General features: G+C 53.4%; 17 protein-coding genes. 11 read left to right on the forward strand and 6 right to left on the reverse strand.

The genetic code is table 11. The features are described from left to right. Positions 1 to 51: 51 nt before the first annotated feature. Positions 52 to 1,194 carry a phospholipase A gene (locus LVJ85_RS11160; RefSeq protein ID WP_370686959.1) on the reverse strand — a complete coding sequence of 381 codons (1,143 nt, stop codon included), beginning with the start codon at positions 1,192 to 1,194 and terminating at the stop codon, positions 52 to 54. 239 nt (positions 1,195 to 1,433) lie between these two features. Next, positions 1,434 to 1,697: a 30S ribosomal protein S20 gene (gene rpsT / locus LVJ85_RS11165; RefSeq protein ID WP_085364092.1), complete on the reverse strand. Its 264-nt coding sequence runs from the start codon at positions 1,695 to 1,697 to the stop codon at positions 1,434 to 1,436. A gap of 119 nt (positions 1,698 to 1,816) precedes the next feature. On the opposite strand from rpsT, the gene LVJ85_RS11170 reads away from it, so the two are divergent. Beyond that, positions 1,817 to 2,092: a hypothetical protein gene (locus LVJ85_RS11170; RefSeq protein ID WP_244739873.1), complete on the forward strand. Its 276-nt coding sequence runs from the start codon at positions 1,817 to 1,819 to the stop codon at positions 2,090 to 2,092. Between the two features lie 95 nt (positions 2,093 to 2,187). Continuing rightward, complete coding sequence (locus tag LVJ85_RS11175) at positions 2,188 to 3,339, forward strand: extracellular solute-binding protein (RefSeq protein WP_244739874.1); 1,152 nt, start codon at positions 2,188 to 2,190, stop codon at positions 3,337 to 3,339. Between the two features lie 91 nt (positions 3,340 to 3,430). Here the strand turns inward: LVJ85_RS11175 and LVJ85_RS11180 are convergent, their stop codons facing one another. Continuing rightward, positions 3,431 to 4,354, reverse strand: coding sequence for an AraC family transcriptional regulator (locus tag LVJ85_RS11180; RefSeq protein ID WP_244739875.1), 924 nt, complete (start codon positions 4,352 to 4,354; stop codon positions 3,431 to 3,433). Positions 4,355 to 4,476: 122 nt separating this feature from the next. Between LVJ85_RS11180 and LVJ85_RS11185 the strand changes: the two genes are divergently transcribed. The 5 genes from LVJ85_RS11185 to LVJ85_RS11205 all read left to right on the forward strand — a co-directional run bounded on the left by LVJ85_RS11185 (position 4,477) and on the right by LVJ85_RS11205 (position 11,688). Next, the gene (locus tag LVJ85_RS11185; protein ID WP_085364095.1) at positions 4,477 to 4,812 is read left to right on the forward strand and encodes a carboxymuconolactone decarboxylase family protein; all 336 of its coding nucleotides are present in this window, start codon (positions 4,477 to 4,479) and stop codon (positions 4,810 to 4,812) included. A 267-nt stretch (positions 4,813 to 5,079) separates the two neighbouring features. After that, on the forward strand, positions 5,080 to 5,580 hold the full coding sequence (locus LVJ85_RS11190) for a DUF302 domain-containing protein (RefSeq protein WP_244739876.1): 501 nt from the start codon (positions 5,080 to 5,082) through the stop codon (positions 5,578 to 5,580). Positions 5,581 to 5,929: 349 nt separating this feature from the next. Next, positions 5,930 to 8,344, forward strand: a complete 2,415-nt coding sequence (locus tag LVJ85_RS11195) for a DNA translocase FtsK (RefSeq protein ID WP_244739877.1) — start codon at positions 5,930 to 5,932, stop codon at positions 8,342 to 8,344. Positions 8,345 to 8,453: 109 nt separating this feature from the next. Beyond that, positions 8,454 to 9,299 carry a DUF817 domain-containing protein gene (locus LVJ85_RS11200; protein ID WP_244739878.1) on the forward strand — a complete coding sequence of 282 codons (846 nt, stop codon included), beginning with the start codon at positions 8,454 to 8,456 and terminating at the stop codon, positions 9,297 to 9,299. Positions 9,300 to 9,513: 214 nt separating this feature from the next. After that, positions 9,514 to 11,688, forward strand: a complete 2,175-nt coding sequence (locus LVJ85_RS11205) for a malate synthase G (RefSeq protein WP_244739879.1) — start codon at positions 9,514 to 9,516, stop codon at positions 11,686 to 11,688. A 506-nt stretch (positions 11,689 to 12,194) separates the two neighbouring features. Here LVJ85_RS11205 and ileS read toward each other — a convergent pair. Continuing rightward, entirely contained in the window at positions 12,195 to 14,981 is a 2,787-nt protein-coding gene (gene ileS, locus LVJ85_RS11210) for an isoleucine--tRNA ligase (RefSeq protein WP_244739880.1), read from the reverse strand. A gap of 285 nt (positions 14,982 to 15,266) precedes the next feature. On the opposite strand from ileS, the gene LVJ85_RS11215 reads away from it, so the two are divergent. After that, the gene (locus LVJ85_RS11215; RefSeq protein ID WP_115134399.1) at positions 15,267 to 15,683 is read left to right on the forward strand and encodes an MliC family protein; all 417 of its coding nucleotides are present in this window, start codon (positions 15,267 to 15,269) and stop codon (positions 15,681 to 15,683) included. Between the two features lie 76 nt (positions 15,684 to 15,759). Here the strand turns inward: LVJ85_RS11215 and LVJ85_RS11220 are convergent, their stop codons facing one another. Both LVJ85_RS11220 and LVJ85_RS11225 read right to left on the reverse strand, forming a co-directional pair. Next, positions 15,760 to 17,028 carry an OmpA family protein gene (locus tag LVJ85_RS11220; RefSeq protein WP_244739881.1) on the reverse strand — a complete coding sequence of 423 codons (1,269 nt, stop codon included), beginning with the start codon at positions 17,026 to 17,028 and terminating at the stop codon, positions 15,760 to 15,762. A 233-nt stretch (positions 17,029 to 17,261) separates the two neighbouring features. Further along, positions 17,262 to 17,900 (reverse strand): MBL fold metallo-hydrolase, encoded by a 639-nt coding sequence (locus tag LVJ85_RS11225; RefSeq protein WP_244739882.1) that lies wholly within the window; start codon positions 17,898 to 17,900, stop codon positions 17,262 to 17,264. An 85-nt stretch (positions 17,901 to 17,985) separates the two neighbouring features. On the opposite strand from LVJ85_RS11225, the gene LVJ85_RS11230 reads away from it, so the two are divergent. The 3 genes from LVJ85_RS11230 to LVJ85_RS11240 all read left to right on the forward strand — a co-directional run bounded on the left by LVJ85_RS11230 (position 17,986) and on the right by LVJ85_RS11240 (position 20,707). Next, positions 17,986 to 18,798, forward strand: coding sequence for a DNA ligase (locus tag LVJ85_RS11230; RefSeq protein ID WP_244739883.1), 813 nt, complete (start codon positions 17,986 to 17,988; stop codon positions 18,796 to 18,798). A 140-nt stretch (positions 18,799 to 18,938) separates the two neighbouring features. After that, the gene (locus LVJ85_RS11235; RefSeq protein ID WP_244743200.1) at positions 18,939 to 19,802 is read left to right on the forward strand and encodes a YoaK family protein; all 864 of its coding nucleotides are present in this window, start codon (positions 18,939 to 18,941) and stop codon (positions 19,800 to 19,802) included. A gap of 227 nt (positions 19,803 to 20,029) precedes the next feature. Beyond that, positions 20,030 to 20,707 carry an OmpA family protein gene (locus LVJ85_RS11240; RefSeq protein WP_244739884.1) on the forward strand — a complete coding sequence of 226 codons (678 nt, stop codon included), beginning with the start codon at positions 20,030 to 20,032 and terminating at the stop codon, positions 20,705 to 20,707. Positions 20,708 to 20,834: the final 127 nt, after the last annotated feature.

Raw genomic sequence — 20,834 nt, forward strand, 5'->3', positions numbered from 1 at the left:
TTTTCGCAATGCAAAACGCGTTTCAATCATGGTTTGGCACATCAAACCGCGTTAAAAGCCGTCCCAATCGTTTAACATCACGCCGAAGCCTACGCTGTTGTGCTTGTGGTTATAGTCGAGCAAGCTCTCGCCGTAACCGTGGAATCCCTGCACATAAGCCTTGAGTTTGCCTTTAAGCGGGAATGTGTAATCGGCCTGAACGCTGCCTTTGCCGGTTTTGGGGTTGTAGCGCATGGTGGTGGCTACGGTTTGCTTGTCGTTAAACCGGTATTGCAGTTTCAAATCGCCGTAGCCCATATAATCGGAAATGTCGGGGTTATCATCTTTTTCACCGCTTTGGTCGAAAGCTCTCACCCATACGCGGGGAATGACGGTTAACTTGCCCCACTCCAAACCCGCCATGCCGTACACACGGTTCCACGAGCGCGACAGCGGGCGGCTTTGGCCGTTTGATTGATGTACCAAACCCAAACCCACCATGCGCAGCTTACCGCCTGCGGGCAAATCGGCTTTTACGGGCTGGGTAATGAAAAATTCAGGCTGATAATCGTTGTTGCGGAACGGCGCGGATTTTTCGCCTTGGCTCCACACCTGCCAATGGGCATTTTGCGTATAGCCGAACCAAAGGTCGGAACGAGTGCTGAATACGTCTTCCATCAGCTTGGTTTTAAACGACACCTGCATTTTGGTTTCAAGACGCTTTTGGTCTCTCGCCCGCGGGTCGTTGGCCACTCCGCGCGTTTTGGATGAAGGGCGGTAATTCGGGCTGCTGTTATACCAAGCGGGCAACAGGTACATCGGATTGTGTTCGCGCACCGACAGCACGCCGCGCGCATCGTTTTGATCCAAATCGTACATCAGACTCAGAGGCGTATAAGCGTCTGCGGCATCCAGCAGGGTTTCGGTCGGCTCCGTACCGGATGAAACCGGCTTACTGAACACAATGGCGGCCTCTTTCTTAGCCAAACTTTGATCCACCGTTTTCACCAAATCGACTGATTTGGGCGGCTGCTCGGCAGGAGTCGGCGGCATTTGCGGCGGGAACTGGGCGGCATACACTTTATCAAAACATGCCAGCCGTAAAGCGTTGTCCTGTATCAACGTACACTGCAACGCTTCATTACCGGATGAAAAAGCGGGGGCAGTGGCAACCGCTGCCATGCCGGACATCAAAAAAACGTGTTTCTTCAACATCTCTTCATTACCTGTTTGGGCGGCTTTCACCGCATAGGCCGTCTGAAAACGGGCTTTGTAGGCTTTTCCTAAAAATTCAGACGCCCCGCATACAAGCTGCGGCGGCACATATCATGCACGTCATGCACGCCGAAATACACAAGCAAATGCCCCGAGAAACCGTTACCGCTTTCCGGGGCATTCAATGTAATAAACAAGCATCTGCTTCTTGCTGCGGCAAAAAGCTGCCGTTTGCCGAATTAAGCCAACGCTTTAATTTTTGCAGACAGGCGGCTCTTATGGCGGGCTGCTTTGTTTTTGTGGTAAACGCCTTTGTCGGCAATGCGGTCGATAACTTTTACAGACTCTTGGAATACTGCTTGGGCAGCGGCTTTGTCACCCGCTTCGACAGCTTTCAGAACTTTCTTAACCGCAGTGCGGAAAGCAGTACGCTGGCTGGCGTTGTGGGCACGTTGTTTAACCGACTGGCGGGCACGCTTGCGGGCTTGTGCGCTGTTTGCCATATTGAATATCTCCTGATAAAAATCAAAATTTAATTTCGTAAACGCGCAATTTTAAAGACTTAGCACTCCATACGCAAGCGTTTTACGCAAAATCTATGAATGGCAATAAGAAAAGTTGGATGGAAAACGACAAGCCGACACTTGATTTTTGCCTTCGCAGGTTTTCAGACGGCCTCAAGCCGTTAATCAGCCTTTTTAGCAGTTTAGAGATTCAGCTAAAAGCCAAGCAGCATAATCACCAAACAAAAAAAATCATACAGATCATTGCATTAAACAATCTTGCAAGCCATACATCACGCATAAATATGCTACATCAGACAGGTTTTTATCAAAACCCCGGCAGCCCTCCCCTACTCCCCGCGCGTTTCGAGCCATATCACTTTGATTTTTATTAAGCATTACATTACAATACGCCCCGCGCCGCCGCCGGGGTTTATATGGGGCTGCGGCCTTTTTTCATTTCAACTCTTTCATCAGGAAAACAACCCGTATGAAAAAATCAGTATTAGCCGTTATCGCCGCCTTCTCACTGGCAGCCTGCGGCGGACAAAGCGAGCAGAAACCCGCCCAACCTCAAGCAGATGCAGGCTCTGCCGCTGCTGCCAATGCCGGCCTGCCCGCAACCGACACACTCAACATCTACAACTGGTCTAACTATGTGGACGAAAGCACGGTTGAAGACTTCAAAAAAGCCAACAACCTGAAGCTGACTTACGACCTCTACGAAAACAATGAAGCACTGGAAGCCAAAGTGTTAACCGGTAAATCAGGTTACGACTTGGTAGTGCCGGGCATCGCCTTCCTGCCGCGTCAAATTCAGGCCGGTGCTTACCAAAAAATCCACAAGGATTTGATTCCGAACTATAAAAACATCGATCCCGACATGCTGAAAATGTTGGAAACCGCCGACCCCGACAACGAATACGCCGTGCCCTATTTCTCCGGCGTGAATACTTTGGCCATTACTGCCAAAGGCAAAGAAGTGTTGGGCGGCCAATTGCCCGAAAACAGCTGGGACTTGCTGTTCAAACCCGAATACACCAACAAACTGAAATCTTGCGGCATCGCTTTGTGGGATACTCCGAGCGAAATGTTCCCCATCGTATTGAACTACTTGGGTAAAGACCCGAAAGGCACCAGCGCGGACGACATCAAAGCCGCCGCAGCGACTTTGCAAGCCATCCGCCCCGACGTAAAACGTTTCAGCCCCTCGGTTATCGACGAGTTGGCTCGCGGCGACGTATGCTTGGCAGCCGGTAACGGCGGTGATTTGAACATGGCGAAAGCACGTTCGGAAGAAGTGAAAAACAATGTAGGCATCGAAGTGCTCACCCCGAAAGGCATGGGCTTCTGGATTGAATCTTGGTTGATTCCTGCCGACGCCAAAAACGTGGCCAACGCCCACAAATACATCAACTACACACTAGATCCGGAAATTGCTGCGAAAAACGGCAATGCGGTTACTTTCGCACCGGCCAGCCTTCCTGCCCGCGAGAAAATGGATCCGGCTTTGGTAGCCACCCGCTCGATTTTCCCGAATGCGGATGATGTGAAAAACGGTTTCGTCATGCCGCAAATGGATAACGATGCGAAAAAACTGACCGTAAGCTTGTGGCAGAAAATTAAAGTAGGTTCCAACTAATTCCTACATTTCGTATCTTTGCTATTGAGCAATATAAAACGGCTGCATGATGCAGCCGTTTTTCTTTGGGCTTCTGAAACTGCCTGCAGTTTCACACTTCACTTTCCAACTGATTGCCGTCTTTTCTGTATTGCCCCGGAGAGATACCGTATTGCTTTTTAAACACTTTACCGAAATGCGTTTCCGACTGAAACCCTACCGACAATGCCACAGACAATATCGAATCTGCCGAACGTTTCAACAACACGGCCGCCTGCTGCAAACGGATATTATTGACAAAAGCATGGGGGCTGACGCCGATTTGCTGCTTAAACAAGCGCATCAACTGCGCTCTCGATACATTGGCCACGTCCACCATATCCTGAATGCTCCACGCTTTTTCAGGAGCGGCGAGCACTGCCTGCACTACGCCGCGCAGACGCGGGTGATACCAGCCGTTGAGCGTGCCGATGTGGATGGTTTTCTCTTCCTGATTCAAATAGGTACGCATCAGCAAAACCAGCAGCACCGAAGATAAAGCGTTAACCACCGTTGCCGAACCTTTTTCCGCCTGCTCCGCTTCGTATTTCAACATGCCGACCAGCGAATCCAGCGCAGTATGTGCCATGCCCACATGCACAGTTTCGGGCAGGCTGTCGATAAGGTCTGCTTTGCGGTCGTATTCAAAAAGGGCGCAAAACATATTCAACGCTTTGCCTTGAGCGCCGCGTTTTTTCAGCGTAAATACCCCGCTCTGCTCCCAATCGGGAGCATCGTCCACATTATCGCAAGCCTCCCTGCTGCTGATCACGTGTCCGGCAATACGGGGAAAGAAAACCACATCTCCCGCTTTCAATAAGCGGATTTCTTCTTCACCGTCGATTTTCAGATAGCCTTCCCCGCCGGTTATGATATGCGCCACGCCCTGCGTCCGCTTCGGCTCCTGCCTCACATACCAGTTTTCCTGAAAACGGCACTGCACGTTTACGCTGCCCGTGATTTGCGCCAATTCAACCAATTTATCGAGAATATCCATTTTTACACTAAAATTTGAGACGATTTGCAGATTATTCTAATCTATTTTCCGTAAAATAAGCCTCTCCCAAACACACACAACACAAACCACCCAAACTCATTCACAAAACAGGAGGCAAAACCATGTTTCAAAATTGGCCCGAACATACCGCGCACGTTAAACAATCGTTTGCCGCTTTAGGCAAATCCCATCCTAAAATGCTGCAAGCCTACGGTTCGCTGGAGCAGGCTGCCGCAGCGGAAGCTTTAGACGAAAAAACCCGCGAACTGATCGCCATTGCCGTTGCCATCACGACCCGTTGCGAAAGCTGCATCAGCGTTCATGCCGAGAAAGCCGTTCAGGCAGGTGCAACCGAAAGCGAAATCGCCGGGGCATTGGCTACCGCCATCTCGCTCAACGCCGGAGCCGCCTACACTTACGCTCTGCGCGCGCTGGAAGCGGTGGAAACCCAACGCTGATTTGCCCGAATTTCCTAACTAAAAACACCCAAACTGCACACTGCCTTTTCAGACGGCCTAATCGATACACACGGTTTAGGCCGTCTGAATACCATCTGCCCTGCCATACTTCGGCCTAACTGTTTTTAGATACACAATATCGGGCAAACCGTTTAATATCTTGCCAAACAACCCGTATCCTTCAACCCGTATCCTTTATGTATGCGGTTTGCCGGTCATTGAATTTCTGCCCGCCTACCGCTTCCAACCCGATCTAAAAAGGAATCCATGATGAACTATTTGCAAAAAACCGCCCTCTCACTCCTCGCCGCCGCAGCGCTTGCCGCCTGCGCCCAAACACCGCACCACGGCGGCCGTAACCACCATCATCACGGCAAACACACTATGCAAAGCACCCATACCGTTTCCAGCAAATACAGTTTCAACGATACCGTCAGCCGTCTTGAAAACACCATCAAGCAAAAAGGCATGACCGTATTTGCCGTTGTCGATCACCAGGCCGCCGCGCGTGACAACGGTTTGACCATGCAGCCGGCCAAAGTCATCATCTTCGGCACACCGAAAGCCGGTACGCCTCTGATGGTTAAAGACCCCGAATTCGCCCTGCGCCTGCCCTTGCGCGTGCTGGTTACCGAAACCGACGGCAATGTGAAAGTGGTGTTCAACGACACCCGCGCTTTGGTCAAAGGCAGCCGCATTGAGTTTAGCGAAGTGGAAAATACGCTCGCCAACGCGGAAAAACTGATCCGCAAAACCGTAACCGAATAAACTCCGCATGACCAAAACAGCCGTATGCCAAACACCGCATACGGCTGTTTTAATATTGGCAATTGAAATCTGCACACACAGCCGACGCCGGATATTCCGCATCACAAAAGACACATCCAAGCCACAGGCTGAAACCGCTTTTCCCCTCTTCCCGCTGCACACTTCCATCCCGCCCTTCATACAGCATATCTATTGTATAATTTCGCTTTTTCCGCACCGCCGCCGCAGTTGATGCACCTTATCGGTAAACTTAATCTGCATTGAGGCGGTCAAACTGCATTTTGCCGCCGCGCTGAATCTTTTGGCAGCTCACAGCCTGCTTTCAGACGGCCTCCAGATACGATTGTTTATGGCTACAAAATCCCCGAAAACCACCGAAAAAACCGCAGCAAAATCCAACACCCGCACGACGAGGCCGTCTGAAAACGAACGGCGCGAGCTTCGCCAAAGCAAGCCACCGCGCCGTGCGAAAGGTGTTACCAAAAACAATGCCGCCAAAAAACGCCCGCAGCATGTCGTCAACCTCATCAACGACACCTTTTGGCTGCTCGGCCTGCTGGCAACCGTTTACATCACTTTGTCTTTGGCCAGCTTCACGATGGACGACCCCGCTTGGTCGCGCAGCGTGCCGCCTTCCGACGACGTGCACAACCTCGGCGGCCTCTTCGGCGCTTACCTTGCCGACATCGGCTACTACCTCTTCGGCTTATCCATTTGGTGGTGGATTGTCGCCGCCTGCGTGTTTCTCTATAAAAACTTCCGCCCGCTGCACACGCCCGAGCGCAAACCTTATAACCACATGATTGCCGCCGCCGCTTTGGGCATATTGCTGCTGTGCAGCCCGATACTGGAAATGTTTTCTTTCCAAACGCGCCTCGATGATTCGCTGCCCGTCGGCGCAGGCGGTTTGGTCGGTTCGTTTGCCGCAGGCGGCTTGAGCTGGCTCTTGGGCACGTCGGGCAGCCTGCTGATTATGCTCGTGGTTTTACTGCTGGCCTTGTCGCTGCTGGCACAAGTTTCGTGGCTGGATGTCCTTGAAAAAACCGGTGCCAAGCTGGAATGGTTTTGGATGAAGCTCACCCGCAAAGAGCACAAATACATCAAAGACCTGCCCGATGCCAAAACCACCCGCCGCATGGTGCGTGAAGCGAAAAACATCACCGCCGAGCCGGTAGAACAAATCGAAGGCACCAGCAGCAACCGCAAAGTGGCCGTATCGGTCGCCCCGCCCGCGCCCGTCCAGCCCGCCTTGTTCGACGAAAAAGGCGAAGCGGCCGAACACCGGCACAGCGGCGAATACACCAAACCTTCGCTGCACCTGCTGCGCCTGCCGCAAGGCGAGCCGCCTGTGGTCAACCCCGACAAGCTGCAACAAACCGCCGAACGCATTGAAGCCAAGCTGGCGGAATTCGGCATCGGCGCGCAAGTGGTTTCCGCCACATCCGGCCCGGTGATTACCCGTTTTGAAATCGAACCGGCTCAAGGCGTGAAAGGCAGCCAGATTGTCAACCTTTCCAAAGACTTGGCGCGTTCGATGTCTTTACAGGCCGTGCGGATTGTCGAAACCATTGCCGGCAAAAACACCATGGGCATCGAGCTGCCCAACGAACGCCGCCAAGACGTAATGCTGAGCGAAATCCTCTCATCGCCCGTGTTTACCGATGCCAAATCCAAGCTCACCGTCGCGCTGGGTAAAGACATTGCCGGCATTCCCGTGGTCGGCGATTTGGCGAAAATGCCGCATTTATTGGTCGGCGGCATGACCGGTTCGGGTAAATCGGTAGGTGTGAACGCCATGATTTTGTCGATTCTGTTTAAAGCTACGCCCGAAGAAGTACGCTTCATCATGATAGACCCCAAAATGCTGGAACTCAGCATTTATGACGGCATTCCCCACCTGCTCTGCCCCGTAGTTACCGATATGCGCGAAGCAGGTCAGGCACTTAACTGGTGCGTGGCCGAAATGGAAAAACGCTACCGCCTGCTCTCTCATGCGGGCGTACGCAATATCGAAGGCTTCAACAAAAAAGTGGCCGATGCCAAAGAAGCAGGCAAACCGCTGCTCAACCCGTTCAGCCTGAATCCGGACGACCCCGAACCGCTGGAAAAGCTGCCGATGATTGTGGTGGTGATAGACGAATTGGCCGACTTGATGATGACCGAGCGCAAAGCCGTCGAGCAGCAAATCGCCCGCCTCGCCCAAAAAGCCCGCGCCGCCGGCATCCACATGATTGTCGCCACCCAACGCCCGAGCGTGGACGTAGTTACCGGCCTGATTAAAGCCAACATTCCCACCCGCATGGCGTTTACCGTGCAAAGCAAAATCGACAGCCGCACCATTCTCGACCAGATGGGTGCCGACGAACTGCTGAAATACGGCGATTCGCTGTTCCTACAGCCCGGCAACGCCGAGCCTACCCGCCTGCAGGGCGCGTTTGTATCCGATGACGAAGTCCACCAGATTGTCGCCCACGTCAAACGCCAAGCCCCCGCCGACTACATCGAAGGCCTGCTCAGCGGTGAAGCGGCTTTGGAAACCACCAATGTCGTCAACCCCAACGCCAACAGCGATGAATTGTTCGACCAAGCAGTCGCCTTCGTATTGGAAACCCGCAAAACCTCGATTTCCTCCCTGCAGCGGCAGCTTCGCGTAGGCTACAACCGCGCCGCCAACCTGATGCAGGCATTGGAAGACGCAGGCGTCGTATCGCCCGCTGATGTCGGCGGCAGCCGTAAGATTTTGGCGCAGAAAGACAACCTTTAATTGTTAACACCCAACCCTAAGCTGAGACCTTTGCGGATACCGTTTCAGACGGCATTGGCAAAGGTCTCAGGCCGTCTGAAACGATGAATTAACCATTGAATTGAACATAATGTTGAGCAAACTTGATGATTGGCTGATCGACCACCCTTACCGCGCAGATTTGAAAGGTGGGCGGCGGTTTGTAACGGAATTTTGGTTTTTCGGTTTGAAAGAAGCCCGTGCATGTTTGTTTGCAGGGCTGTTTTTTGTGGCGATGTTTGCCATTCCGCGCGGCGGCTGGCTGGGCATCAGCCGTTATGATTTGCTGCTGGTATTCGCCTTAACGGTGCAGGCGGCGATGGTGTATTTCAAACTGGAAACGTGGGACGAGGTCAAATCCATCACCTTGTTTCACATCGTCGGATTCGCATTGGAAGTGTTTAAAACCTCGGGCAGCATCCAATCATGGTCATACCCCGACGACGGCTATACCAAGCTCTTCGGCGTGCCGCTGTTTGCCGGATTTATGTATGCCGCCGTGGGCAGCTACATCATTCAGGCTTGGCGGCTGCTGGATTTGAGGATTACCAGCCACCCGCCCTACTGGCTGGCAACGCTGGCAGCCTCCGCGATTTACATCAACTTCTTCACCCACCACTATATCGGCGATTACCGTTGGTATTTAGCGGCGTTTGTGTTGGGCTTGTATGCCCGCACCACCGTGTATTTCAAACCTTACGACACCTACCGCAAAATGCCTTTGCTGCTGGCGTTCGTATTAATCGGTTTCTTTATCTGGCTGGCGGAAAACATCGGCACGCTGGCGGGCGTTTGGCGCTATCCCAACCAAATCGGCGTATGGTCGATGGTGCATGTAAGCAAATGGAGCTCTTGGGCATTGCTGGTAATCATGACCTTCACCATCGTGGCGAATTTAAAGCACATCAAACACACGATTGCCGTTTCCAAAGATTGAGGCCGTCTGAAACGCTAAGATGCAGCCGTTTCAGCAAAACCGGCGTGTAGTCAGATGAAACCGATTGTGAATAAAAAGCTTTTTCAGACGGCCTCTTGCCGAAAAAGACGGCTTTGGACTATGGATTATTCCTGCAATTAGTGGTATTTTCGGTTTGGCTTTGCCCAAAGAGCGCCGCAAAGCCCCATCAGAAAAAAATTCCAGGAGAATCATCATGGCATACAACTACACCCAAGCCGCCGGTTTGCAGGTGGACAACCATCTCTATCAATTCATCGAAAACGAAGTATTGGCAAAACACCCCAACGTGAAATCCGCCGAATTTTGGCAAGGCTTCACCGAGCTGGTGCAAAAGTTTGCCCCGCGCAACCGCGCGCTGCTTGAAAAACGCGACGCAATCCAAGCCAAAATCGACGCATGGCACAAGCAAAACGCCGGCGCGGTTAAAGATGAAGCCGCTTATCAGGCGTTTTTGAAAGAGTTGGGTTATTTGGTTGATGTGCCGTCTGAATTCAAAATTTCTACTCAAAATGTAGACCGCGAGCTTTCCGAGCAAGCCGGCCCGCAATTGGTGGTACCGATCAACAACGCCCGCTACGCCCTGAACGCCGCCAACGCCCGCTGGGGCAGCCTGTACGACGCACTTTACGGCACCGATGCCGTTGACCAAAGCGGCGACTTGGCGCCCGGCAAAGGCTACAACCCAAAACGCGGCGATGCCGTGATTGCCTTCGCCCGCGAGTTTCTCGACAACAGCCTACCCCTCGCCAACGGCAGCCACAAAGACGTTACCGCCTACCAAGTGGCTGAAGGCCGTCTGAAAGCCACCTTGAAAGACGGCGGCGAGAGCGGCTTGGCCTCTCCCGAATTATTCGTCGGCTACAACGGCAGCGCCGAAGCCCCGACTTCCCTGCTGTTCCTGCACAACGGCCTGCACATCGACATCTTAATCGACAAAAACAGCGCCATCGGCAGCCAAGACCCGGCAGGCGTGAAAGACATCATCTTAGAAGCTGCCTTGAGCACTATTATGGACTGCGAAGACTCCGTAGCCGCTGTCGACGGCGAAGACAAAGCATTGGTGTACGCCAACTGGCTCGGCCTGATGAACGGCACACTCACCGAAGAAGTGGAAAAAGGCGGCAAAACCTTCACCCGCAAACTCAATGCCGACCGCGAATACACCAAACCCGACGGCAGCGGTCAATTCAAACTGCCCGGCCGCTCGCTGCTGTTTATCCGTAACGTCGGCCACTTGATGACCACGCCCGCCGTACTCGATTCAGACGGCAACGAAATCCCCGAAGGCATTCTCGACGGCGTGATGACCGCCTTAATCGCCCCGTTTGACCTCAACCGCAGCGAAAACAAAAACAGCCGTTCCGGTTCCGTCTATATCGTGAAACCGAAAATGCACGGCCCCGAAGAAGTCGCGTTTGCCAACGAACTGTTCGCCGCGTTTGAAGACTTGGGCAAACTGCCGCGCAACACCCTGAAAATGGGCATTATGGACGAAGAGCGCCGCACTTCCGCCAACCTCGCCGCCTGTATCCAAGCCGCCAAAGACCGCGTCGTATTCATCAACACCGGCTTCCTCGACCGCACCGGCGACGAAATGCACACCTCCATGCACGGCGGCGCGTTCATTCGCAAAGGCGACATGAAAGCCAGCAAATGGATCAACGCCTACGAATTAAGCAACGTCCAAACCGGCCTGCAATGCGGCTTGCGCGGCAAAGCCCAAATCGGCAAAGGCATGTGGGCGATGCCCGATCTGATGGCAGAAATGCTCAAGCAGAAAATCGGCCACCCCAAATCAGGCGCCACCACCGCTTGGGTGCCGTCGCCCACCGCCGCCACCCTGCACGCCATGCATTATCACCAAGTGAACGTGTTTGACGTACAAGAAAGCCTGTTGGCACAACCCGCCAAAAACTACACCGACGACCTGCTCACCATTCCGTTCGCCGCCGAACGCAACTGGTCTGCCGCCGACATCCAGCAAGAATTGGACAACAACTGCCAAGGCATTCTCGGCTATGTGGTGCGTTGGGTGGAACAAGGCGTAGGCTGCTCGAAAGTGCCCGACATCCACAACGTCGGCCTGATGGAAGACCGCGCCACCCTGCGCATTTCCAGCCAACACATCGCCAACTGGCTGCTGCACGGCGTAGTCAGCGAAGCGCAAGTGCGCGAAACGCTGGAACGCATGGCCGGCGTAGTGGACAAACAAAACGAAGGCGATGCGGCATACACGCCGATGGTCGGCCGTTTCGACTCCTCCCCCGCCTTCCTCGCCGCCTGCGATTTAGTGTTTAAAGGCACGGAACAGCCGAACGGCTATACCGAACCGCTGCTGCACCATTGGAGACGTGTCGCTAAAGGCTAAACCCTGCATACACAATCAAGGCCGTCTGAAAATATTTTCAGACGGCCTTTTGTTTGAGGGCCAATGCTGTGCCAAATCGTTTACAGATTCACTATTCATCTCGGGCTTGTTTCGGGTATCTTGAATTTCGACAGCTTGAAGCAGCGATGTTTGGGTCAAACTCGAACATAACAACAATGCGATAAAGATAGGAAGCTTGAGGCCGTCTGAAAACGAAACCTGTGAACTTCGCCCCTCCCCCAAGCAGGTTTCGCTAAAACGAACTGTTCAGGTTTCACAAACACCTTCTAAACTGCGTGCAACTTTCGGAGGGGCGGATTATATATCCGCCCGTAGCTGTTGTTCTCCAATAGGTTTTGATGTGGACGGTAGTTTTGGTTTTAAGACAAAAATTGAGAATCGCAACAAACTTTACCAAGACACTTGGCCATCTGAAAAAGGCCGTCTGAAAATATTTTTTCAGACGGCCTCCTTGATCTTTCATTCAAGCAAAAGAAATAACGATATTAAGCGTAGTGGCGTTCTTCGCCTTTGCCGTCCACATTTTCTGCACAGCGTTTGCAGATGGTGGGATGTTCGGCAACCGCGCCAATATCGTCGGTGTAGTGCCAACAACGTTCGCATTTTTCGCCGCTGCTCACTTTGGCCGTTACCGCCAGCTCTTCGCCTTTGTGAACGGTGGCTTTGGACACCAGCAACACAAAACGCAATTCGTCGCCGAGCATTTTCAGATAGCCCGCCAAATCTTCGGGAGCGGTAATATCGACTTCGGCCTGCAAAGAAGAACCGACGGTTTTATCGGTGCGCAACGGCTCGATGGCGGCGGTAGCCGCTTCGCGCACTTGGCGGACGGCTTGCCATTTTTTCACGAGTTCGGCTTCGCTCTTTTCGTTGATGGGCGGGAATTCGTGCCATGTGTGGAACAGCACGCTGTCTTCTTCGCCGCCGCCGATGATGTCCCACGCTTCTTCTGCGGTAAAGCAGAGAATCGGCGAAATCAGCAATACCAAGCTGCGGGTGATGTGGTAAAGCGCGGTTTGTGCGCTGCGGCGGGCGTGGCTGTCGGTGTGGGTGGTGTAGAGGCGGTCTTTCAGAATGTCGAGGTAGAACGCGCCCAAGTCTTCCGAACAGAAGCTCACGATGTCTTTCACGGCGAAGTGAAAGGCATAACGCGGGTAGTAATCGCCGGCCAAACGCTCTTGCAGTTGGCGCGCCAGAATCAAGGCGTAGCGGTCGATTTCCACCATTTGGTCTTGCGGCACGGCATGCTCGATGGGGCGGAAATCACTCAGGTTGGCAAACAGGAAGCTCAAGGTGTTACGGATGCGGCGGTAGCTTTCGGTAACGCGTTTGAGGATTTCTTTAGAAATCGCCAATTCGCCGCTGTAATCGGTAGAGGCCGTCCACAAGCGCAGGATGTCGGCACCGAATTCGTTATACACTTCTTGCGGAGCGACAACGTTGCCCAGCGATTTGGACATTTTTCTGCCGTTTTGATCCACCACAAAACCGTGCGTGAGCAGTTGTTTGTAAGGTGCGCGGCCCATTGATGCGCAGCCGGTGAGCATGGACGATTGGAACCAGCCGCGGTGCTGGTCGCTGCCTTCGAGGTAAAGGTCGGCAGGCCAAGCCAGCTCGTCGCGCTGTTTCAGCACGGAAAAGTGGGTGCTGCCGGAATCGAACCATACGTCCATAGTGTCTTTGAGTTTTTCGTATTGTTCGGCTTCCGCGCCCAAAAGTTCGGCGGCATCCAGCGAAAACCATGCTTCGATGCCTTTTTCTTCGATGCGTTTGGCCACTTCTTCCAAAAGCTCGGCGGAACGCGGGTGCAGTTCGCCGGTTTCTTTGTGAACGAAGAAGGTCATCGGCGTGCCCCAATAGCGTTGGCGCGACACTACCCAGTCGGGGCGGCCTTCAATCATGGCTTGCAGGCGGGCGCGGCCCCATGAGGGGAAGAATTCGGTATCGTCCACGGCTTTGAGCGCGTTGTTGCGCAGGTTTTTGCCGCTGGCTCCGGCTTTGTCCATGCCGATAAACCATTGGCCGGTGGCGCGGTAAATCAGCGGGGTTTTGTGCCGCCAGCAATGGGCGTAGCTGTGTTCGATTTTGGCGTGGGAAAGCAGTCTGTTTTCTTCTTGCAGCCATTCGATAATCACGGCGTTGGCTTCCCAAACGGTTAAGCCGGCCACGCGCGGCACGTCGCTGCGGTAGCGGCCTTCGCTGTTAACGGGGTTGTCGAGCGTGATGCTGTATTTCAGGCAGACAAAATAGTCTTCCAAACCGTGCGAAGGTGCGGTGTGAACCAAGCCGGTACCGGCATCGGTGGTAACGTGTTCGCCGTTGAGCATGGGGATGTCGCGCTCTAAAAACGGATGGCTCATGTGCAGGTTTTCGAGCTTGTCGCCGGTGGTTTCGGCCAGCACTCGGGTTTGGCCGTCTGAAAAGCCGTAGCGTTTCAAAGCGTCTTCGGCCAAATCTTTGGCGAGTACGAGTTTGCCTTTGGGCGTGTCGATTAATTGGTAAACCACTTCCGCGCCCGCGCTGACGGCTTGGCTGGCGGGCAATGTCCACGGCGTGGTTGTCCAAATCACGGCAAAGGCTTCTCCGTCGAGGGTACCCAAACCGAAGGCTTGGGCAAGGGCGGCGTTGTCTTTGAACGGATAGGCTACGTCGATAGCGGGCGATACTTTGTCTTTGTATTCCACTTCGGCTTCGGCCAGCGAAGAGCCGCAGTCCAAGCAGAACTGTACGGGTTTTTCGCCGCGGTAGAGGTAGCCGGCTTTGTAGATTTCGCCGAGGGTACGCACGGTGTCGGCTTCGGTTTTGAAATCCATGGTCAGGTAAGGCTTGCCCCAATCGCCGAGTACGCCTAAGCGGATGAAGTCTTTTTTCTGGCGGGCAATCTGTTCGGCGGCATATTCGCGGCACAGTTCGCGGAACTTGGCATCGGGCATGTTTTTGCCGTGCAGTTTTTCCACCATCACTTCAATCGGCAGGCCGTGGCAGTCCCAGCCCGGTACATAAGGTGCGTCGAAGCCGGCCAGCGTTTTGCTGCGGATGATGATGTCTTTCAGAATTTTGTTGACGGCATGACCGATGTGGATGTCGCCGTTGGCATAGGGCGGGCCGTCGTGCAGAATGAATTTCGGGCGGCCTTGGGCTTTTTGGCGCAGTTTTTGGTAGCGTTGCTGATCCTGCCAATCTTTTACCCACGCCGGTTCGCGCTTGGCGAGATTGCCGCGCATGGGAAAAGGCGATTCGTGGAGATTGACGGTTTTGCTGTAATCGGTCATGGTGTTCTCGGTATGTAATGTATAGCAGTGATTCAAATAGTTTTAGCGAAACCCGCAAAGCCGTTATTTCAGACGGCCTGCTTAAAGCTTGCAAAATTGTTTCATTTTATAAGGGTTTGCGCTGTCTGAAAAGTGCAACAGGCTGTGAAAAGGCCGGTAAATGAAAGTTAAACGTTATAATGTTGGCGCCGCGCCGGCCATGATGGGATAAAACGGCGGTTAGTATATACACAGACCGCTTTCGGGCGGCTCGAATATGATTATTTTACTGAAAAGGAATGTTTGATGAAATTTGTTAAATTACTTGCTCCTGCGGCTGCTGCCTTGATTTTGGCTGCGTGTGCCTCTGACGGCCGTCAACCTCACGATCACGGTCATCACGGCCACCATCATGGCCATGACCACTCACACGGTCATTCTCATGACCACGGCCACGCTCACGGCGCGGCATCAAACTTCAGCTGCCAAAACGGATTCACTGTAAAAGTAAGCCGCATGGGTACCGACCGCATCTCTGTAAACTACGGCCTGCAAGACCAACGCATGAGCGCCAATCTTGAAAGCGCTGTTTCAGGCTCAGGCGAGCGTTACGTATCACGCGACAAGAAAACCGAATGGCACCAAAAAGGCAACCAAGCTTTCTTGTCATTCACCGACCGTTACGGCAACGTAACCGAAACTTCTTGCAACAGCAGCAAATAAATCCTGACTGCTAGATAAGAAAAGGCCGTCTGAAAATGTTCAGACGGCCTTCTTACATGATGCGGTTGAATCTTTATCAGCCTTCAACTTTCACTTCTACGCGGCGGCCTTCAACATCGTTGCCAATCGCACCGGTAGTGTTTTCAGGTTTGCGCAACTCGATATTGGCCGCGTCAACGCCTTGTGCTTCAAAGAATGCTTTTACGGCAGTAGCACGTTTTTTCGACAATGCAGCATTGGCGGCGGCGTTACCGGTGCTGTCGGCAAATCCGCTCACCACCAGTTTTTTGCCTGCTTTACCGGCAGCAATCACATCGGCCACCATCACTTCCGCACCTTCGGGCACATCGGCTTTGGCAGTAGCGAAGTAGAACTTGGCTACACCGTCTTGATACAGTACGCGGGCTTCTTCCGCTTTCAAATCAGTAGGCGCTACGGCATCGGCGGCAGGGGCAGATGCTTCAACAGCCGCAGGTGCTGAAACCACGGAAGGTTCAGACGGCATCACAGGCGCCGATACGGGCGAAGCTTCTACCGGCTCGACATCATTGTCCACAACCGCGTCGGAAGCCGCAGCTCCTTCAGTAGAAACAGGAGTAGGCTCTGCGCCTTTGCGGTCGCCGCAGCTCTTGAAGGCAAACAAAGCCAGCAGCGCGGCAAGCACCAACGCAATCCATTTGCCCAATCCCGAGCCTTTGGTTGCGGCGGCAGCGGCGGCCGGTGCAGCGGCTGCGGCGGCAGCTCCCGCAGTTGCGGTGCGGGCGGCAGTACCAAACAAGCCGGTGAGACTGCCGAACAAACCGCTCAAGCTGCCGATACCGAGCGCCGACAACATGCCGTTGCTCAACGAGCCGGACAACCAGTCGCGTTGCGAGCTGAATAAGCCCAGCATTTGATCGCGGTCGAGATTTTCGCTTTTGATTTTATTGCGCAATACCGACAGCACCAAAGGCAGCGATAAGGCAACCAACGATCCGGCCGCCGATTTCGATACGCCGCTTTCTTGAGAAAGTTGATCGGAAACGTCTGCCGCGTTGCCGCCCAAGAAGTGCGGCAGTTGGGTTTTACCCCACACCAGCAGATCGTTGAAACCCGCACCGCCTTCTTCGGCACGGCTAACGGCGTTGTTCAGCACATTGCCTGAAACGCCGCTCACGGTTTCATACAGGTTTGCCGCATTGTCGGGCTGGTTGCTGATGTGTTTCAACATCCCGGCCACCACCGCCGGCAGAGCAAGGCGGACTGCTTTGGTGCTGTTTTCGGCACTTTCGCCCGATTGGGTGAGAAAACGGCTCAATACGCCGCCCAGTTGGCTTTGCAATAAATTGCCCAAATCAAAAGACATGCTTCTTCTCCTTGTGTGAGAGGTGTCGAAAATAAGCACCAAAAATAAAATACGGCTCCGCAAGTCTGCTTGTTAAACGTTTGACCGCTTCGCCATAAGGTTATTCCTGACACTTAAACTTAACCGTGTACCGGCAATATCACGCAGCCCGCCGGGAAATGAAACAGATGCCGAAGCATCTTTCAAAAAACCCATAGGCATTTTTTAAGTTTTTCATTTCTTTACAGAAAAAATCACCCCCGCAAATACGGATTATGATGTTTCTCGTGCCCTATCGTTGTCGTTCTTCCATGCCCGCTGATCACGGTGATACCTTCGGGCAATACCAGCAGTTTGCTTGTGATATTGTGGATCAGATCGGCATGGTTTCCGCGCGGGAAGTCGGTTCTGCCGATGCTTTCATAAAACAAGACATCGCCTGCTATCAATAATTCCGCATCTTTACAATAAAACACAACATGACCGGGCGTGTGGCCGGGGATATGCAGCACGTCAAAAGCATATTTCCCCACCATGAGCGTATCCCCTTCTTTCAGCCAGCGCGTCGGTTTGAACGACGGCGACACCGGAAAGCCGTATTGCGCCGTTATCTGCGGCAGCTGCTCCAGCAAAAACAAATCCTCCTCATGCGGCCCCAATACCGGCACGTCAACTTGCGAAAGCAGCTCGACCACACCGCCGGCATGATCCAAATGACCGTGCGTCAGCCAAATAGCGGTCAGCTTCAAATCGTGTTTTTTGATTTCTTCCAACAAAAACGGCACGTCTCCGCCCACATCGGTCAACACCGCCTCGCGGGTTTCATCATCCCAAATCAGCGTACAGTTTTGACGGAACGGCGTTACCGCAATCATTTCACATTGCAAAGTCATTTATCAGATTCCTTTATTTTTCAGACGGCCTGTAATAGTATCTTTCCTAATCATTAAAATAATACGACACATTACAGGAAACAAAATGAAAGCCATCATACTCTCTTGCGCTTGGTTTATCACGCAGGCCGCCGTCGCCGCACCGCCCGGTTTGCTGCTGGCCAAAGAATACAAAGGCCAAAATATCGCAGACTGGGCCATGAGCGAAAAGCTCGACGGCGTGCGCGCGTATTGGAACGGCAAACAGCTGATCAGCCGCCAAGGCCATGCGTTTACCCCGCCGGCAGGCTACACCGCCCATTTCCCGCCCTACCCCATAGACGGCGAGCTGTTCAGCCGAAGAGGACAATTCGAACACATCTCCGCCACCGTGCGCTCCGGTTCGGCCGATTGGCGCCACATCAAACTGCATGTATTCGACGTGCCGCAGGCACAAGGCAATCTCTACCGGCGTTTGGCCGTATTGGAAAGCTGGCTGAAGCAGCATCCGCAAGCACCGATCAAGATTATTCCGCAGACGCCGGTAAAAGATAACGCCCATGCCCGCGCATTTTTAAAGCAAGTGGAAGCAGCGGGCGGCGAAGGCGTGATGTTGCGCCACCCCGACATCCCCTATCAAAGCGGCAGAAGCGATTACCTGCTGAAACTCAAAAGCCGGCACGACGACGAATGCACCGTTACCCGCCACTATGAAGGCAAAGGCAAATATTCAGGCATGGTAGGCGCTTTGGGCTGCACCAACCGGCACGGCGAGTTCCGCATCGGCAGCGGCCTGAAAGATGCCGACCGCGCCAATCCCCCGCCCGTCGGCAGCACGGTTACCTACCGTTACAGCGGCTTCACACAAAAAGGCACGCCGCGCTTTGCCACATTTGTCCGCGTTCGAAAAGAGCCATAATGTTGAACGGCTTATCCATGCAAATCCCTCCGACTGCCTAAGCAAAATACCGCAGGCCGTCTGAACTTTCTTTTTTCAGACGGCACGGTACAATATCCGCAGGCAACTATGTGATCAGCACATCTACATTTATTCCCTACATGGACAACCAAGCCCCCGAATCCTACCGCACCAAACGCCGCCGTGCCAAAAACACGCAGCCGTTTTGGCAGGCCGACAAACCGTATCTGCACGAGCATAATGTCAGCGACGTGCGTTTTCGCGTTCTCGGCTACCTGATGGCTTTACTGGCCGGCGCAATCAATGCCGGCGGCTTTTTTGCCGTCGCCCGTTACACCTCGCACGTGACCGGCGAGCTGTCGCATGCGGCCGACATGGCTTATTTGGGCGAATGGAAAATCGTGATGATCACCATGCTCGGACTGGTGTGCTTCATTCTCGGCGCGGCACATTCAAGCTGGATCGTTTTGTGGGCAAAAAGACGGCGGTTTCGCGGCGGTTTCGGCTTTTCGATGTGGCTGGAAGGCGTTTACATGCTGCTGTTCGGCGTGCTCGGCGTAACCGCGCTGGAATGGAAAATCGCCGAAATGCCCTCACTGGCGATGTTTTTATTGTGCTTCATCATGGGCATGCACAACACCGTCATCACCATACTTTCCGGCGGAGCCATCCGCTCCACCCACATGACCGGCACCGCTACCGATTTAGGCATAGAAATTTCCAAAATGCTCTATTACAGCCGCAGCGAAAACCCCAAACTGCCGCATGTGCATGTCAACAAACCCAAAGCCAAACTGTTTACCGGCCTGCTGCTGGCTTTTTTTGCGGGCGGACTCATCGGCGCATGGGGCTACCATACCGTCGGCCACCACTTCGCCCTGCCCGTAGCGGCCGTTTTGTTCATACTGGGATTCGGCTCCGTCGGCTACGACGTCAAACTGAGAATCAAACTGATGCTGATGCAGCGGCTGCAAAAATACCGCCGCCAACACCCCGAGCAATAAACACCCGCCGTTTATCCCGCATTCAAGCTGTATCATAAAAGATACGGTTTATCATATTCAGACGGCCTCGATGCCGTCTGAACAGTAAGCAAACCGCCAACTATGTAATATCAAGTTAAGCAAACTGTTTTGCCCATACGATTTCTATATAGTGAATCCGATAACATGCCCACCCGAAGCATGCTTGAAGTCTGAATAATCACTTCGAAACCGAAAGGAAAATGATCATGAAACTGTTGAAACCCTTCACCGTATTGGCCGCAACCTCCGCACTGATGCTTTCAGGTTGCGTTACCGACCCTGTAACCGGCCAGCAAAAAATGAGCAAAACCGCCATGTACGGCTTAGGCGGCGCAGCAGCCTGCGGCATCGTCGGCGCATTGACCCACGGCGGCAAAGGCGCGCGCAACTCGGCTCTGGCTTGCGGCGCAGTCGGTGCAGGCGTCGGCGGCTACATGGATTACCAAGAGAAAAAACTGCGCGAAAGCTTGGCCAATACCAATGTGGAAGTAGAACGCCAAGGCAACCAAATCAAATTGATCATGCCCGAAAGCGTAACCTTCGCTACCAATAGTGCCACGCTGAGCGGCAATGCCATGGATGCGTTGAACAAAGCAGCCGAAACGCTGGTTCAATACCACGACACCACACTGACCATCGCCGGCCACACCGACAACACGGGTAATGACGCGATTAACGAACCGCTGTCGCAACGCCGCGCCCAATCCGTGGCCGACTATCTGAACCGTCGCGGGGTGGCTGCTTCCCGCCTCAGCACCATCGGTTACGGTTCGCGCCAACCGGTAGCGGGTAACGACACGCCCGAAGGCCGCGCCAAAAACCGCCGCGTAGAAATTTTGATCAATCCCGATCAAAACGCCATTCGTGCCGCCCGACAACAATAATCCCGCAGTTCTCTGAATTGCTGTTTATCGGCTTGCTTTCCGAAATCCATAATGAGGAAAAGAAGCCGATGTTGATTAAAGGCTTAAATTCAAAAAGACCCGATAAATCATTTTATCGGGTCTTTGT

Origin of the sequence: Neisseria sp. Dent CA1/247 (assembly GCF_022870825.1) — a bacterium.
Classification (GTDB): domain Bacteria; phylum Pseudomonadota; class Gammaproteobacteria; order Burkholderiales; family Neisseriaceae; genus Neisseria; species Neisseria zoodegmatis.